Source organism: Microbacterium sp. Y355 (assembly GCF_059445345.1).
Genome location: NZ_JCAIUD010000001.1, coordinates 1,368,591 through 1,383,991, shown reverse-complemented (window position 1 = coordinate 1,383,991; position 15,401 = coordinate 1,368,591). Strand labels below are relative to the sequence as shown.

General features: G+C 65.1%; 13 protein-coding genes. 7 read left to right on the top strand and 6 right to left on the bottom strand.

What is annotated here, in order from left to right; genetic code table 11:
* Nucleotides 1–13: 13 nt before the first annotated feature.
* Together AC1C2O_RS06790 and AC1C2O_RS06785 are read right to left on the bottom strand one after the other, a co-directional pair.
* Nucleotides 14–691 carry a GntR family transcriptional regulator gene (locus AC1C2O_RS06790; protein ID WP_495429668.1) on the bottom strand — a complete coding sequence of 226 codons (678 nt, stop codon included), beginning with the start codon at nucleotides 689–691 and terminating at the stop codon, nucleotides 14–16.
* Nucleotides 688–2,145: a fumarylacetoacetate hydrolase family protein gene (locus AC1C2O_RS06785; RefSeq protein WP_495429667.1), complete on the bottom strand. Its 1,458-nt coding sequence runs from the start codon at nucleotides 2,143–2,145 to the stop codon at nucleotides 688–690. Before AC1C2O_RS06785 ends, AC1C2O_RS06790 begins: the two co-directional genes overlap by 4 nt.
* Before the next feature lie 126 nt (nucleotides 2,146–2,271).
* Between AC1C2O_RS06785 and AC1C2O_RS06780 the strand changes: the two genes are divergently transcribed.
* A complete protein-coding gene (locus AC1C2O_RS06780; protein WP_495429666.1) occupies nucleotides 2,272–3,645 on the top strand; it encodes an MFS transporter in 1,374 nt (457 codons plus the stop codon).
* Nucleotides 3,646–3,707: 62 nt separating this feature from the next.
* The gene (locus AC1C2O_RS06775) at nucleotides 3,708–5,576 is read left to right on the top strand and encodes an FAD-dependent monooxygenase (protein ID WP_495429665.1); all 1,869 of its coding nucleotides are present in this window, start codon (nucleotides 3,708–3,710) and stop codon (nucleotides 5,574–5,576) included.
* Between the two features lie 77 nt (nucleotides 5,577–5,653).
* Here AC1C2O_RS06775 and AC1C2O_RS06770 read toward each other — a convergent pair whose 3' ends face one another.
* On the bottom strand, nucleotides 5,654–6,487 hold the full coding sequence (locus AC1C2O_RS06770; RefSeq protein WP_495429664.1) for an SDR family NAD(P)-dependent oxidoreductase: 834 nt from the start codon (nucleotides 6,485–6,487) through the stop codon (nucleotides 5,654–5,656).
* 84 nt (nucleotides 6,488–6,571) lie between these two features.
* On the opposite strand from AC1C2O_RS06770, the gene AC1C2O_RS06765 reads away from it, so the two are divergent.
* The 3 genes from AC1C2O_RS06765 (at nucleotide 6,572) to AC1C2O_RS06755 (ending at nucleotide 9,555) form a co-directional block, all read left to right on the top strand.
* Nucleotides 6,572–7,174 (top strand): TetR family transcriptional regulator, encoded by a 603-nt coding sequence (locus tag AC1C2O_RS06765; RefSeq protein ID WP_495429663.1) that lies wholly within the window; start codon nucleotides 6,572–6,574, stop codon nucleotides 7,172–7,174.
* A gap of 115 nt (nucleotides 7,175–7,289) precedes the next feature.
* Nucleotides 7,290–7,670, top strand: coding sequence for a VOC family protein (locus AC1C2O_RS06760; protein ID WP_495429662.1), 381 nt, complete (start codon nucleotides 7,290–7,292; stop codon nucleotides 7,668–7,670).
* Between the two features lie 124 nt (nucleotides 7,671–7,794).
* Nucleotides 7,795–9,555: a Na+/H+ antiporter gene (locus AC1C2O_RS06755; protein WP_495429661.1), complete on the top strand. Its 1,761-nt coding sequence runs from the start codon at nucleotides 7,795–7,797 to the stop codon at nucleotides 9,553–9,555.
* Between the two features lie 45 nt (nucleotides 9,556–9,600).
* Here the strand turns inward: AC1C2O_RS06755 and AC1C2O_RS06750 are convergent, their stop codons facing one another.
* Entirely contained in the window at nucleotides 9,601–11,274 is a 1,674-nt protein-coding gene (locus AC1C2O_RS06750; RefSeq protein ID WP_495429660.1) for a thiamine pyrophosphate-binding protein, read from the bottom strand.
* Nucleotides 11,275–11,423: 149 nt separating this feature from the next.
* On the opposite strand from AC1C2O_RS06750, the gene AC1C2O_RS06745 reads away from it, so the two are divergent.
* A complete protein-coding gene (locus AC1C2O_RS06745; RefSeq protein WP_495429659.1) occupies nucleotides 11,424–11,927 on the top strand; it encodes a phosphoribosyltransferase in 504 nt (167 codons plus the stop codon).
* 21 nt (nucleotides 11,928–11,948) lie between these two features.
* Here AC1C2O_RS06745 and AC1C2O_RS06740 read toward each other — a convergent pair whose 3' ends face one another.
* Nucleotides 11,949–12,596, bottom strand: coding sequence for an HAD-IA family hydrolase (locus AC1C2O_RS06740; protein ID WP_495429658.1), 648 nt, complete (start codon nucleotides 12,594–12,596; stop codon nucleotides 11,949–11,951).
* Nucleotides 12,597–12,727: 131 nt separating this feature from the next.
* Here AC1C2O_RS06740 and AC1C2O_RS06735 point away from each other — a divergent pair, with 131 nt between their 5' ends.
* On the top strand, nucleotides 12,728–13,801 hold the full coding sequence (locus AC1C2O_RS06735) for a winged helix DNA-binding domain-containing protein (RefSeq protein WP_495429657.1): 1,074 nt from the start codon (nucleotides 12,728–12,730) through the stop codon (nucleotides 13,799–13,801).
* A gap of 77 nt (nucleotides 13,802–13,878) precedes the next feature.
* Here the strand turns inward: AC1C2O_RS06735 and AC1C2O_RS06730 are convergent, their stop codons facing one another.
* The gene (locus AC1C2O_RS06730; protein WP_495429656.1) at nucleotides 13,879–15,321 is read right to left on the bottom strand and encodes a helix-turn-helix domain-containing protein; all 1,443 of its coding nucleotides are present in this window, start codon (nucleotides 15,319–15,321) and stop codon (nucleotides 13,879–13,881) included.
* Nucleotides 15,322–15,401 lie beyond the last annotated feature (80 nt).

Sequence of the window (15,401 nt, the reverse complement as noted above, 5' to 3'; positions counted from 1 at the left end):
GTTTCCTCCGGTGTCAATGGACGTGCATGCCGACGGCTTCGTCGGGGTGCTCTTGGGTGAGATAGGCGTCGAGCGTGGCGGAGTGGTGTTCGCGGGCCGCCCGCTCGATCTCGATGATGGGGGCGCTCGCCTCGATCAGGGCGACGATGTGCTCGTGCTCGCGCACCGACTCGTGTGCACGCCCAGGTACGAAGCTGAACGTCGAATCACGCAGCCGATTCAGGCGCGCCATCTCGAGTGTGACGAGCTCCTGCAGGCGCGGGTTCGGACACGGGGCGATGAGTGCCGCATGGAACTGCTGGTTGAGCTGTGTGAACGCCGACGGATTGAAGTCGCTGAGGGTCTCGATCAACTTCGCGTTGATCGCACGCGCGAGCCGCAAATCGGAGGCGGTGAGGTGGCGTGCGGAAAGGGCGGTCGCACTGCCCTCCAGGATGCTGAGGGCCTCCATGCTGTGCCGGTATTGGGTGTCATCGACCATGGCCACTCGGGCGCCGACGTTATGCTCGAAGTGCACGAGTCCCTCGGCCTCGAGCTGCCGGATCGCCTCGCGTACCGGCACCACGCTCATGTCGAGCTCGCCGGCGATCGACCCCAATACCAGCCGGTAGCCCGGAGTGTAGGTCTGTCCCGCGATGCGCTCCTTTATCCAGTGATAGGCGCGCTGCGATTTACTGAGGATCTTCGTCATGCGCGGTCCGCCTCATACTTGGCTCGCCACTCGGCGTTCATCGGGAAGAGACCGTCCAGGCCGTGGCCTTCGGCGACGCGCTCGGCGATCCAGGCATCTTCGTCCTCCTGGGCGAGTGCGGCGTCGGCGATCTGATCCGCCAGTGCGGGCGGGATGACGATCACGCCATCACCATCCCCGACGATGATGTCGCCCGGCTCGACAGTTGTTCCTCCGCAGGCGACTGCCACGTCGTACTCCCACGGCACGTGCTTGCGTCCGAGGACAGCAGGATGCGCACCGCGCGAGAACACGGGGAGCCCGATCTCGACCACAGTGTCGTAGTCGCGTACGCCGCCGTCAGTGACGACGCCGGCCGCGCCTCTGGCCTGCGCACGCAGCGCCATGATGTCGCCCAGTGTGCCGGAGCCAGACTCACCGCGGGCCTCGATCACGATGACTTCACCCTCGCGAACGGTGTCGAACGCGCGCTTCTGCGCGTTGTATCCGCCGCCGTGGGTCTTGAAAAGATCTTCACGGCCGGGCACGAAGCGCAGCGTCTTCGCGGTGCCGACGAGTTTGACGCCGGGCTGGGCAGCGTGCACGCCGTCGATGACACAGGCGTTGATGCCGAGCTTGCGCAGCTGGGCGGACAAGCCTGCGGTGGGCGCTGCTTCTAGCTTGGCGCGGAGCTCGGGGGAGAGACTGCCGGTGGCTGCAATGGCTGGCTCCAGCCCTGCTTCCTCAGCGGAACCCCACGCCTCAGTGCGCTGCACATTGTCGACGGTGGGAAGTGAACCGAGCGCCTCATCGAACGACATATCGCCCTGCGTGACGGTGGTGATCAGCCGACCGGATGTCAGGGCACCCGGTGCATTCGGAGCATCGACCTCGACCTCCACGACGTCGCCGGGCACGATCACGGACGATCCTGCCGGGGTACCGGTGAGGATGACATCTCCGGTCTCTAGCGTGAAGTGCTGGGAGAGGTCAGCCACGAACTGTGCCAGGGGGAAGATGAGCCCGGACGAGTTGTCGTCCTGTCGAAGTTCGCCGTTGACCCAGGTGCGGACGCGGATGTCGGTAGGGTCGATGGCTCGCGCGTCGATGAGGTTCGGGCCGAGAGGCGTATAGCCGTCGCCGCCCTTCGATCGCACATTCGAGCCCTTGTCGTTCGCGCGCAGGTCGTAGAGCCCGAGGTCGTTGGCTGCGGTGACGGATGCGACGTGCGACCAGGCATCCTCGATGCGTACATGGCGGGCAGGAGTGCCGATCACCAGCGCGATCTCGCCCTCGAATGCGAGCAACTCGGTGCCGGCCGGGCGTTCGACGGTGTCGCCGGAAGCCGCGACCGAGCTTGCGACCTTGAAGAAATAGGAAGGATGCGCGGGGCGCCGACCGCGCTGATCAGCACGAGAGGCGTAGCTGAGGTGGATCGCGATGATCTTGCCGGGGCGGGCGATAAGGTCCGTCACGTTGGGCGCCTCCTTGCGTCTGGTGCATCGCTCTTGTGCGATGTATTCGAAATCGTATATCATCCTGGCATCGGGTTGCAAGCATCCATCTGCACCCGAGACAACGACGTCACCCAAGGAGCATCAATGACTGATCAGCCCGGCTTCACGCCGACAGGCACCATCGCCAGCGCGGCGGATCGCCGCCGCGTCGTCTTCGCCACAGTCGTCGGAACCACCGTCGAGTGGTACGACTTCTTCATCTACGCCACCGCCGTCGGCCTCGTTTTCGGCCAGCTATTCTTCTCTGTGCTCGATGCGAACTCGGTGATCTTCGGGTTCGCCACAGTGGGAATCAGCTTCCTGTTCCGCCCGCTCGGCGCCTTCCTCGCCGGGCACTTCGGCGACAAGGTCGGGCGCAAGCGCGTGCTGATGTGGACACTCATCCTGATGGGCGCCGCCACGGCATTGATCGGTGTGCTGCCCACCGCCGACGTCATCGGCGTCGGAGCCCCCATCCTGCTCGTGCTGCTGCGCATCCTGCAGGGCATATCTGCCGGCGGGGAATGGGGCGGCGCGGTCCTGATGGCCGTCGAGCATGCCCCAAAGAAGCGCCGCGGGATTTTCGGAGCATCGCCGCAGGTCGGAGTCCCTCTCGGCCTGCTTCTCGCATCCGGCGTGATGGCGATCATGACGGCCATCGCACCGGGCGAGCAGTTCCTCATCTGGGGCTGGCGCGTACCGTTCCTGCTCAGCGTCGTGCTGATCCTGGTGGGCTACTACGTGCGACGCAACGTCGAGGAAAGCCCGGTGTTCACCGAGCTCGCCGCACGCAAGGAGAAGGCGAACATGCCGATCGTGCAGCTGTTCCGCAAGCACGCGCTGCTCGTCCTCATCGCCGCCCTCGTCTTCGCCGGCAACAACGCCATCGGCTACATGACCACTGGCGGGTACATCCAGGGGTATGCGACCGATCCGGAGGGGCCGATCGGACTCGAGCGCGGCCCGGTGCTGTGGGCAGTGACCGGTTCTGCAGTGACCTGGTTGCTCGCCACGTTGCTTGCCGGGTGGATCTGTGACCGGATCGGTCGTCGCAACACGTACATCATCGGCTGGATCCTTCAGCTGGGTGGTGTGTTCCTGCTGTTCCCGCTCGTCAACGCGGGGGATATCTGGCTGCTGTTCGCCGGGCTCGCGATCCTCACGCTGGGTCTCGGCTTCACCTACGGACCGCAAGCGGCGCTGTACACCGAGCTGTTCCCGGCATCCATTCGCTTCTCCGGGGTATCGATCTCGTACGCGATCGGCGCGATCCTCGGCGGTGCGTTCGCCCCGGCGATCGCCGCGGCCATCGTGCAGGCGACTGGTTCGACCGAGGGCGTTACCTGGTATCTGGCGGGCATGACGATGATCGGGCTCATTGCGACGCTGCTGCTGCGCGACCGCAGCGGTATCCCGCTCGGCCCTGACCATGAGGCAGAGCAGTCCGTGAGTCCGATTTACGGCCTCGCCAAGGCCTGATTCCATTCCAGGGGTGGACGCCAACGCATCCGCCCCTGCCCCGATTATCTGAAGGAGTTTCGATGCAGTTCCACCATCACGGCTACGTCTCACAAAACCCGCGCATCGTCTCGGCCTCCGGCACCGGGGTCGATCGGCCCGCCGAGCTGCCGGATGAGACGGACGTGCTCATCGTCGGCTCCGGACCGGCCGGAATGCTGCTGGCAGCCCAGATGTCGCAGTTCCCCGACATCACCACGCGGGTCATCGAGAAGCGCGAAGGGCGCCTGGTGCTCGGTCAGGCTGACGGCATCCAACCGCGCAGCGTCGAGACGTTTCAAGCCTTCGGCTTCGCCGAGCGGATCACCGCCGAGGCGTACAACATCGCGTACATGAACTTCTGGGGACCTGACCCAGAGAACCCGGGCGACATCATCCGCACCACGCGTACCGAGGACTATGGGCTCAAGATCAGCGAGTTCCCGCACCTCATCGTCAATCAGGCGCGTGTTCTCGACTACTTCGCAGAGGCTGCGGCAGGCGGTCCAGGACGCATTGTGCCCGACTACGGCGTGGAGTTTCTCGGGCTGACGGTGCATGACGAAGGTGAGTATCCCGTCGAAGTTCGGGTGCGGGAGGCCACGCGTTCAGATAAACGGGGCGAGCGCACCATTCGAGCCAAGTATGTCGTCGGCAGCGATGGTGCCCGCAGCGGCGTGCGCGAGGCGATCGGTCGCACCCACGTCGGCGAGTTCTCTGCGCACGCATGGGGCGTGATGGACGTGCTGGTGAACACCGACTTCCCTGATTGGCGCACCAAGTGCGCGATCAACGCCCAGGCCGGAAATATCTTGCATATCCCGCGCGAGGGCGGCTATCTCAGCCGGGTCTACGTCGACCTGGGTGAGGTCGCCGAGGGCGATAACCACCAGGTGCGTCAGACACCGATCGAGGCGGTCATCGCCAAGGCGAACGAGATCCTGCATCCGTACTCGTTGGATGTGAAAGAAGTCGCCTGGTCGAGCGTGTACGAGGTCGGGCACCGCGTTACCGATGGCTTCGACGATGTCGCGGGCGCTGCCGATCGTCACCCGCGTGTGTTCCTCACCGGCGACGCCTGCCACACGCACAGCGCGAAGGCAGGGCAGGGGATGAACGTGTCGATGCAGGACGGATTCAACCTGGGCTGGAAACTCGGATCGGTGCTCGCCGGACGCAGCCCCGAGTCGCTGCTGTCGACATATTCTGCCGAACGGCAGCCGGTTGCGCAGCAGTTGATCGACTTCGACCGGGAATGGTCGTCGCTGATGGCGCGCAAGCCTGAGGAGATCTCCGACCCGCAGGAGCTGTCGAACTACTATCTGGCCACGGCCGAGTTCCCGTCCGGATTCATGACGCACTACACGCAGTCGGCGATCACCGGCTCCGACGAACACCAGGCGCTCGCCGCCGGGTTCCCGCTTGGCCGTCGATTCAAGTCCGTGGAGGTGGTTCGGGTCTGCGACGGCAATGTCGTGCATCTCGGGCATCATGCGAAGGCAGACGGTCGTTGGCGGATCTATGCATTCGCGGATGCCGCTGGCGCTCGCCTCGGCGCGTGGGCCTCGGCTGTCGCGCCTGTTGTCGCGCAGTTCACGCCGGCGGATGCTGACGTGGATGCCGTGCTCGATGTGAAAGCGGTCTACCAGCAGGCTTTCGAGGACATCGACATTATGTCGGTGCCGCCACTGTTCCTGCCGAAGAGCGGCCCGCTGGAGCTGACTGATTGGGAGAAGGTCTACACCGCGGCCCCTAACGCCTGGACGGCGGCCGACATCTTCGCGGAGCGTGAGCTTTCCCGCGATGGTGTGGTTGTCGTGGTGCGTCCTGACCAGTACGTCGCGGCGGTGCTGCCACTGGCTGCCACGGATGAACTCGAGGAGTTCCTCCAGGGCGTCTTCCTCCCGGCCTGAGTTCGAGAGCGAACCGGATGGTGATCGTCGCCGGCACGGTCTTGCTGATTGTCGGCGTCGCAGAGTCTCATCGTGGCTCAGCTGAGGAGCTGTTCTGAGCGCTCCCAGAGTCGGCGGGCCAGGTCGGTGTCGACGGCCAGTGGGTTTAGGCCCTTCCCTGCGATCTTCTTCGCGTAGAACTCCCCGGAAGCCCAGTCGCTCCCGGGCTTTCCCTCGGCGAGCCACACCAGCTGCTCCGCCCCCTTGTCTGGGGTTGTGAGGAGCACGGCCCGGGAGACCCGGCTGGTCGTGAGGAACCGCATCAGGGCGCTGGTGGTGTCAGAACCGAAACTCGTGGCGATGTTGCCGGGGTAGAACACTGCCGCGGAGATGCCCAGCGAGTGATATCGGCGGTGGAGTTCCTTGGTGAACAACACGTTCTCCAGCTTCGCAGCGTTGTAGGCGCGCACCACGCCATAGTCCTTGTCCAAATCAAGGTCGTCGATATCGAGTTCACGGACCATGCCGCCGTGCAGAGTTGAAGTCTGGATCACTGACGAGCCAGACGCGACGAGCTTGTCCATCAGTAGCATCGTGAGCAGGAACGGCGCGAGGTGATTGATCTGAAAGGTCTTCTCGAACCCGTCGACCGTCTTGACCCGATCGCCGAAGACGCCGCCGGCGTTGTTGGCGAGGACATCGATCTGCGGGTATGCGGCGTCCAGCTCTGCGGCAAGTCGCCGCACATCGTCCAGGCGGGTGTAGTCCGCAACGAAATGGTCGGCGCCGATGTCGGCGGCCACCGCCGCAGTTTTCTGAGCAGATCTGCCCACCACCGCCACAGTATGCCCACTCTTCGCGAGACGCCGTGCGGCCGCCGCGCCGATCCCATCGCTCGCCCCTGTCACCACGATGACTTTCTTCTCGACCACAGTTCATCCACCTTCCTAGATTTCTGGGACATGTTCCCGAAGATGAGACACTGTATCACTTTCAGAATGAGATACCATGTGTCGATGATGATGCGAGACCAGCGCTCGGGAGGATCGCGCGCGGTGGCCCGGCAAGCGGTGAAGGAGCATGTCTCGACGACCGCACGCAGGCTCGTCCTCGAACACGGTTACGAGACGATCACTGTCGAGGCCATATGCTCGGCCGCTGAGATATCTCGGAGCACGTTCTTCCGCTACTTCACGTCGAAAGACGACGCCGTCCTCACTGATGTGGACGAGGCGTCCGGCCTTCTGCGCGACGCATTGCGTGTGCGCCCGGACGAGGAACCCGTTTGGACTGCCCTGCGACATGCCCTCGAGTCGCTGATCGACCGTTACGACGCCGACCAGGGGCCCGGTAGACAGTTGGCCGCGCTGATCGCTGCGACCCCTGGACTCGCTGCTTTTCAGCATGAGAAGCATGCCCAGTGGGCTGCGGCGCTGCACCCGGAGGTCTCCCGCCGTATCGGGGCCGACCCCGCGGACAGCACCGACCCACGCGCGACTGCAGCCATCGCCGCAGCTCTCGGCTGCTTCGATGCGGCCGTCAAAATATGGTCGACCACGAAGCCGACGCCTCCGATCGTCTCGATCCTGCGCAGAGCCATGGACGCCACACGTCTCTGAGCACGCGCGTGCGACGCCCACTGGTTCTGAGACCTTCGCCGGTCTGCGCAATGTCATACCCCGCGCGTAGCGTTGCCACTGGTCGGGCGCCGATGCCCGCCAGGAAGAGTGCGACATGACTTGGAAGATCGAACTCATCTTCGTACCGGTGACTGACGTCGATCGTGCGAAGGACTTCTACGTGAAGATCGGCTTCAACGCCGACCACGACCACACCCCGTCTGAAGGTCTGCGATTCGTGCAGATGACCCCGCCTGGTTCGGCCTGCTCCATCGCTTTCGGAACCAACCTCGGCAGCGACCTCGCACCGGGATCGCAGGACACGATCCAGGTTGTGGTGCCCGATGCTGACGAAGCACTCGCGCAACTGCAGGGGGTCGGAGTGGAGGCGCGGGGCGTCGACGAGCAAGCATGGGGACGCTTCGTCACATTCGACGACCCGGACGGAAACACCTGGACGCTTCAGGAGCTGCCCGACTACAGCGCATCTAGCTGACCTTCATCGCACCGGCAACAGATGCCCTTCCGTCGACGGCGAGTCGGGAATACCGTGGGCATGACGGGCGCTATGTCGTGAGCACGTTCGCGCCCAGACTCGCGACGGTGGATGGGAAGATCGCATGGAAGGTCTCGAGGTTACGGTCCTACTCGGTCTGACAATCTTGGTAGGAACGATGCTCGCGCCACGCGTCAGGCTTGCGTTGCCCCTGGTGCTGGTCGTGTTCGGTTTGCTGCTCGGATTCGTGCCAGCGCTGCGTGAGGTGCAGTTGCCGCCGGAGACCGTGCTGCTGTTGTTCCTGCCGGTGATGCTGTTCTGGGAGAGTCTCACGACGTCGCTGCGCTCCATCCGGCGGGACTTCCGATACATCCTGCCGATGAGTACGCTTCTCGTCGTCGCTTCGGCCTTTGCCGTGGCCGCCGTGGCCGTGCTGTTTGGCCTGCCATGGGAAATCGCACTCATCCTCGGTGCCGCCGTCGCTCCGCCCGACGCCACCGCAGTGGCCGCTCTCGGGCGTCTGCTGCCGCGACGCGCATTCATGAAACTGAAGGCGGAGAGCCTCACGAACGACGGCACTGCGCTCGTGCTGTACGCGATTGCGGTATCACTGGCGGTCGGCGGCACGATCACGCCTCTCTCCGTCACGTGGAGCGTCATCGTTTCGTATCTCGGCGGGATCGCCGTCGGGACTCTCGTGGCGGCGGCGGCCTGGGCGCTGCTGCGCCGGGTGCGCACGACGATCACGATCAACGTCGCCATGCTGTTGACCCCGTTCACGGCGTTCCTGCTCGCCGAGCTGATCCACGCCTCCGGCGTGCTCGCGGTCGTGGTCGCCGGGCTCATCGCGGCCTACCTCGGGCCACGGATCAGTACGGCGGCCTCTCGACGGCAGGCAGATGCGGTCTGGCCGTTCGGCGTCTTCATGCTCAACGGCGCACTCTTCGTGTTGATCGGGCTCGAGCTGCAGTGGGTTGCACACCAGACGTCCCTGCGGATGATCGGATGGCTCGTGCTCGTCACGCTCGCGGTCTGGGTGACACTGCTCGTGGTGCGCTTCGGATTCCAACTGCTTTCGGTGCCGTTCCAGCGGATCGGAGGCGGTGTCGCGCGTCCTCGACGGCTTCGCACTAGAGCACAAATCGTAAGCACCGTCGCCGGCATGCGCGGTGCGATCTCGCTGGCGATCGCGCTGTCTGTGCCGCTGACCACGTCTGATGGCTCTCCGCTGGCAGGGCGCGATGAGATCGTGTTCGTCACTGCCGGTGTGATCCTGCTCAGCCTGCTGGTGCAGGGGCCGGTATTGCCCGCCGTGGTGCGCTGGGCAGGATTCCCTGTCGATCACGATGCCGACGAGGAGCACGAACTCGCCGAGCGCGCGATCTCAGGTGCGGCGATGGCCGCGCTGGATACGCTCGCATCCGAGCATGACATCAGTGAGGAGGTTCGTGATCGCGTCCGCCGTGACGGCTACGAGATGCTCGAACTGGCGAACGCGCGCGCACTGGCGAGGGAGCGCGCGCTCATAGACGATGAGGTGGGTGCGATGGAGAATCTGCTGGATGCACCGGATCCTCTCGCCACAGAGGCCGAGACGACTGCGGACCTTGATTCGTTTGGCGCAGTTAGTACCACCGCCGATCTCTCCGACGGCACGACTCTGCAGATGGTCGCGACATCGGCAGACGTCGACCTGATGCAGCGCTCACCCATCGTGCGCCACGAGGAATACTCCAGGCTCAAGCTTGCAGTGCTCGAGCATAAGCGTGAGGTGCTGTTGGATCTTCGCCGTGCAGGCACGGTGGACGATCTTGTGGTGCGCAGGATCTCGGCGCGGCTCGACCTTGAGCAGGTGCGGGTGCAGGGGATCGAAGACCTCGATTGACGACGCACGCCTGCAACCACGTTGCACCTGGGCTGTGCAGGCGTGTCAAGAGTTCACGCGGATGATCTCCTGCTGGTACGGAGCGATGACATCTCCGGAGATGCGCAGATCGAGCAGCAGGAATGGGCGGGTTGGCGCGTCCTCTGCAGCCCAGGTGCTGAGCCGATCGAGGTCGGCGAGAGTGCGTACGACAACTCCCTCGCCTCCCGCCGCCGTCGCGAACGCGGCGAAGTCGACTTCGGGGATGCGCATCGGCGCTTCGGAGAGCCCCTTGAGTCCGTAGAGGTGGATCTCCGCGCCGTAGGCGGCGTCGTTCCAGATAACGGCGCAGCCGTGACCGCCGGCGGCGCGGACGGCGGACTCCAGATCGGCGATGGCCATCAGCCCGCCGCCGTCGCCGGAGGTGAGGACGACAGTGGACTCCGGGCGAGCACGGATGGCGCCGACAACACTCGGCCAGCCCTGCCCAATCGCCTGGAATGCGGTGCCGATCATCATCATTCGATCGGGGGATGCGACCGGCCAGTACATGTTCGCCCAGCCGATGAAGTGCCCGCCGTCAGACACTACGACGCGGTCTTCCGGCAGCAGCTCGGCGATCCTCCGCGCGGCCGACCGAGGGTCGAGGCGACCGTCGGGGGCGAGGTCATCCCCGGTTTCATAGGCCTTTGCCGCCTCGACCTCGGCGGTGCTGCGCCAGCGGTCTCGCACAACTCCGGAAGAACCATCGCCATTCCCGGGGGCGCTCAGCCGAGACACCAGTGCCTCTGCCACGACCCGGGCGTCACCGCGGACGAAGCCTCCGACGTGCGCGTGTGTCGCCGCGGGCGCAACGTCGACCTGGAACACCCGCGTCCCCGGTGCGAACAGTTCGCCGAAGCGCATCGTGAACTGGTTCAGCGAGGCACCGAAGATGACCGCGACGTCAGCCTCGCGGACCAGCGCCATCGCACCCTCGGCGCCGAAACCACCGGTCACACCCAGGTCATACTCGCCCGCGGGAAAGATGCCACGACCGAGAGCGGTGGAGGCCGTCAGTGCTCCGGTCGCCGCAGCCAAGTTGCCCAGAGCTTCGTCGGCACCGGCTAGCCACGCGCCGCGACCAGCCAGGAGGAAGGGCCGCTCGGCGTTATGAAGCGCAGCGACGATCTCATCCAGCATCCCCTCGACGAACTCCCCTTTAGGTGCGAGGGGTGCGGGGACGCGCGGCTCGGGGGCGGCAGGCGCCGGCCCGGCTTCGAGCGCAGCCACGTCGTACGGGATCGCCAACACGACGGGAACGCGATAGGTGAGGGCGTGTTCGATGGCGATGATCGTGGTCGCTGCGGCATCCGCGCGTCCGACGGTATAGGTGCGGGCGCCGACGGCGGAGGCCAGCGCGATCTGGTCGACATCCCAGGGTCGAGGGCCAGAGGTGGGCTCATCTCCGACGACGAGCACGAGCGGGATGTGCGCCTGCACCGACTCGGCCAGAGCAGTGAGCGTGTTCGTGAACCCGGCGCCGTAGGTGGTGGTCGCAGCGGCGATTCTGCCGGAAGCGCGGTGGTGCGCGTCTGCGGCGACCACGGCACCTTGTTCATGGCGCACCGCGGTGAATGCGGCATCCGTCTGGCGTTCGAGCGCATCGAGGAAATAAGCATTCCCGTTGCCCATCACACCGAAGACGGCGTCGATGTGCTGGGCGAGAGTGAGTGCCACATGGGCGGAGACAGTGGGCATGGGAGTGCCTTTCGAGACGGTATCTGTGGGATTCCGTATGTGTCTCGCGCGGCGCATCCATGCGTCGACGGCTTCGTGCCCTTTTTTCGAGCACCGGCAGCAAACCGGACGCGTCGATCGTACCGCGTGAAAGGGGAGAGAATGGAGGCATGACAGCTATCGAGCGGGAGACGCTCACCTGGGACGGATTCGGATCGGCAACGCGAGACCTCGCTCGGAGGATCCTCGACAGTGGCTTCGAGACAGAGGTGGTCGTCGCGATCGCTCGTGGCGGGCTGCTGCCTGCGGGAGCGATCGCCTACGGGCTGGGCGCCAAGAACTGCGGCGCGATCAACGTCGAGTTCTACACCGGCATCGGAACAGTGCTGGATGCTCCTGAGGTGCTTCCTCCCGAGCTCGACATGGCGTATCTCGACGGTCGACGGGTGCTGCTCGTCGACGACGTCGCCGACTCTGGCCGGACGCTCGCGCTCGCCGTTCAGCTGCTCCAAGACAAGGGCGCCGATGTGCGCTCAGTGACGATCTACACCAAGCCGTCGACGATCATCCAGCCAGATTTCGCCTGGAAAGACACCGATCTTTGGATCGACTTCCCCTGGTCGTTCCAGGGCACCGTTCGTGAAGAGGACCTCGGGCTGTCACCCAGCGCATGATCTGCAACGCGATCGTCGCACTCAGCTGATCTGAATCTCGAACCCGTCGGTTGTCGGCGTGATTGCAACCTGCGTGAGGTCATCGACGTGATGTGTCGGCGCGAATCGTGGCGCATGCGCTCCGACGCCGATCACCGTCATGCCTGCCGCCAGGCCGGCCTGGATTCCGGCTCCTGAATCCTCGAAGACCACGCAGTCGACGGGGGCGATTCCTAGAACGGATGCCGCCAGCAGGAAGCCCTCCGGATCCGGCTTGCTCTTCGAGACGCTTTCTGCGGTTATCCGCTGCTCGGGAATGTTCAGCCCGGCAGCGGTCATCCGCGCGGTCATGAGCGCGAGGTCGGCAGAGGTGACGATCGCGTGCGGGAGCCCCTCGAGTGAACGCAGCAGCGGGGCGGCACCGGGAATTGCAAGGACGCCGTCAACCTCGACGCTCTCACGCGCGAGCATCTGCGCGTTCTCCTCGAGATTGACCGCGTGATCGCGTTCGGGCAGCAGGATCGCCATGCTCTGATGTCCCTGCCGGCCGTGGACCGTCTCCAACACTGTGTCGCGGTCGAGCCTGTGCGGGGCCGCCCACTCCCACCACAGTCGCTCGACGACCGCCGTGGAATCGACGAGCGTTCCGTCCATGTCGAGAAGCGCGGCGCGCGCGGTGATCGAAGTCATGGCACCAGGCTATCCCGGCGGGAGTCGAGCCTTCAGCCGACCATGGACGCTCGGCGGTCGCTGGCGAACCCGGTCGTCAAGGAGGAGATCAACATCGCCGGAATGTCGGTGGCACCGGGCAGGATGGGGTGATGGATCCGCATACCCTGCGCGCCGAACGCCTGCGCGCGCATCGCCTGACGGCGCCGGCCCGTTCGGTGGCGGATGCTGGGCACCACATGCTCGCGGTGCAGGCTCAGGATTTCTGGGCCGGGCGCTGGGCACTGGGTGCGCGCACGACGGGTGCGCCGACTATTCGCACGGTCGACCGACTCTTCAACCTCGGTGCTCTTGTGCGCGCGTGGACACAGCGGGGCACGCTGCACATCATCCCCGCCGAAGATCTGGCCTGGGTGCTGAGCGTCACGGGGGAGCGGCAGTTGCGCATGGCCGCGCCTCGCTATCGCGAACTCGGTCTCGGAGTCGAAGAACTCTCGAAGGTCGAGCGGGTGATCCGCGCGGCGTTGAGTGGAGATAATGAGCTGCTTCGTAGTGAGCTGTTCACCGTGCTGGAGCGAGCGGAGATCGACACGGCGAACCAGCGCGGTGCGCATGCCGTGCAGAATCTTGCTCTGCGGGGCATCATCTGCCAGGGCCCGGTCGTCGCCAGACAGGGCGCAGTTTCTCGTGAGCAACGATTCGTCCTCACCGAGGAGCACATCACGCACTCGGACATCCCCGACGACCCGGCAACCGAGTTCTTCGTTCGCTACGTCATCGGCCATGGTCCCGCTACTGCCGAAGACTTCGCGTGGTGGGCAGGGCTTACGCTCGGCGCCGCGCGGGCGGCATCCGCAGCATCCGCCGATGATGATCGAATCCACGAGATTGACGATGGGCTGTTCACAGCGACCGCGCGTCCGCGGCGCAGCGCTGCTGCGGCATCCGTTCTCGCGCTCGGCTCATTCGAGGAGTTCTACATCTCTTATATCGACCGCACGATCGCCTGCCCGCCGGAGCGCCTCGCGGCCATCGGGCCGGGCAAGAACGGCATGGTGCGCCCGATTATCCTCGCCGACGGCGTCGTGGTCGGCACCTGGCGGCACTCCACGGCGGTAGGTCGTCACACCGACGACCCGGTGCCGGAAATGCTCGCCGACGGCGTCGCGGCCGAGCACGAGATCGCTGCGTCGCTCGACCGCTACGCTGCGTTCATCACTGGTTGATCAGCATCGATCAGCCACGTGTGGCTGTGTTTCCGACGCCGAACGAGCCACAGTTGGCCGTTCGCCAGGGGGGTGGGCTACTCCGCGGCGTGCTTGGCCAAGAACGTGTAGACCTCGTTCTCGTCGACGCCGGGGAAGGCGCCTCGGGGGAGCGGCGAGAACATGTGCGTGTGCACGCGTGCGCTCGGCCATGCCTTGCTCGACCACTTGTCGGAGAGATCCGGCGCTGGCCTGCGGCAGCATGCCTCGTCTGGGCAGGTCGAGACCGCGCGGTCTGAGGTCTCCCGACCTCGCCACCAGCGAGCGTCATCGAACGGCACACCCACGGTGATGGAGTACTCTCCGTCGCTCGCGGTTCCGGTTTGCGTCGCGCACCAGAACGTCCCCGAGGGCGTATCGGTGTACTGGTATCGCTCGGTGGTGCGGTTCTGCTGGGTGAACGCAGCCCGCGCTTGAAACTTCCTGCACACCGGCTGGCCTTCGACCGCTCCGGTGACATCCATCGGCAGGTGCAGGCCGTCGTTCTCGTAGACGCGTGTGATGGCGCCGGAGTCGTCGACGCGTAGGAAGTGCAGCGACATGCCGAGGTGCTCGGTCATCAGGTTCGTCATTCGCATTCCGGCGGCCTCGTGGGTGACGCCGAATGCATCGCGGAAGTCCTCGACGGCGAGGTTGCGATCCTTCTTCGCCTGCTGCAGGAAGGCGACACCGGCCGTCTCAGGGATCAGGCAGCAGGCCGCGAAGTAGTTGATCTCCAGGCGCTGCTGCAGGAAGTCGGCGTAATCGGTCGGTGGTGTGTGACCGAGCAGGCGGTGCGCCATTGCCTGCAACGCCATAGATCGCAGACCGTGGCCACCCGGAATGGATGCCGGCGGAAGATAGATCCGACTGTTCTCCAGGTCGGTCACCGAGCGCGTCGAGTGCGGCAGGTCGTTGGCATAGATGAGCTCGAAGCCGAGCTTCTCGGCCATGATGATCACGGTGCGGTGAGTGAGTGCGCCGCTGACGTGTCCAGCCGACTTCAGCTGCTTCTCGGCAAGCTTCTCGATGTCGCCGATGTAGTTGTTCTGCGCGCGCATGCGCAGTCGCAGCTCAGTGTTCGCTCGGCGCGCCTCTTCGGGCGTCGCGATGGCCTCGCGCTCGCGGCGCTGCAGTTCGCGGTGCAGGCCGAGCACCGATTCGATCGTCTCGTCTGGCATGCCCTTCGACACTCGCACCGGCGTGATTCCCAGCTGACGGAACACCGGGCTCGCCTGTGCGCGCTCCAACTCGATCTCAAGCGCAGCACGACGATTCGGCGGTTCGCCGGAAATGAGGTCGGAGACATCGGTGTTCGTGGCCTGTGCGATCGCCTGCAACAGCGAGAGCTTGGGCTCGCGCTTGCCGTTCTCGACGAGGCTGAGCTGGGAACCAGCGACCCCGACCATCGCGCCGAGTTCGTCGAGCGTGAAGCCCTGTGCAACACGGTGGTGACGGATGCGATGGCCAAGAGTCGTGAGATGAATATCAGAGCCGCTCATTCCTTGAGCATAGCGAAAGAATTGCGTTTCTTTAGACCCAGTTTCACCGAAAGTATGCGTGTTGCCCCCTCAGACTGGAC

Coding starts and splice junctions, on each gene's coding strand:
- AC1C2O_RS06790 (WP_495429668.1), bottom strand. CDS start 691: ATGACGAAGATCCTCAGTAAATCGCAGCGCGCCTATCACTGGATAAAG.
- AC1C2O_RS06780 (WP_495429666.1), top strand. CDS start 2,272: ATGACTGATCAGCCCGGCTTCACGCCGACAGGCACCATCGCCAGCGCG.
- AC1C2O_RS06775 (WP_495429665.1), top strand. CDS start 3,708: ATGCAGTTCCACCATCACGGCTACGTCTCACAAAACCCGCGCATCGTC.
- AC1C2O_RS06765 (WP_495429663.1), top strand. CDS start 6,572: ATGATGATGCGAGACCAGCGCTCGGGAGGATCGCGCGCGGTGGCCCGG.
- AC1C2O_RS06760 (WP_495429662.1), top strand. CDS start 7,290: ATGACTTGGAAGATCGAACTCATCTTCGTACCGGTGACTGACGTCGAT.
- AC1C2O_RS06755 (WP_495429661.1), top strand. CDS start 7,795: ATGGAAGGTCTCGAGGTTACGGTCCTACTCGGTCTGACAATCTTGGTA.
- AC1C2O_RS06750 (WP_495429660.1), bottom strand. CDS start 11,274: ATGCCCACTGTCTCCGCCCATGTGGCACTCACTCTCGCCCAGCACATC.
- AC1C2O_RS06745 (WP_495429659.1), top strand. CDS start 11,424: ATGACAGCTATCGAGCGGGAGACGCTCACCTGGGACGGATTCGGATCG.
- AC1C2O_RS06740 (WP_495429658.1), bottom strand. CDS start 12,596: ATGACTTCGATCACCGCGCGCGCCGCGCTTCTCGACATGGACGGAACG.
- AC1C2O_RS06735 (WP_495429657.1), top strand. CDS start 12,728: ATGGATCCGCATACCCTGCGCGCCGAACGCCTGCGCGCGCATCGCCTG.
- AC1C2O_RS06730 (WP_495429656.1), bottom strand. CDS start 15,321: ATGAGCGGCTCTGATATTCATCTCACGACTCTTGGCCATCGCATCCGT.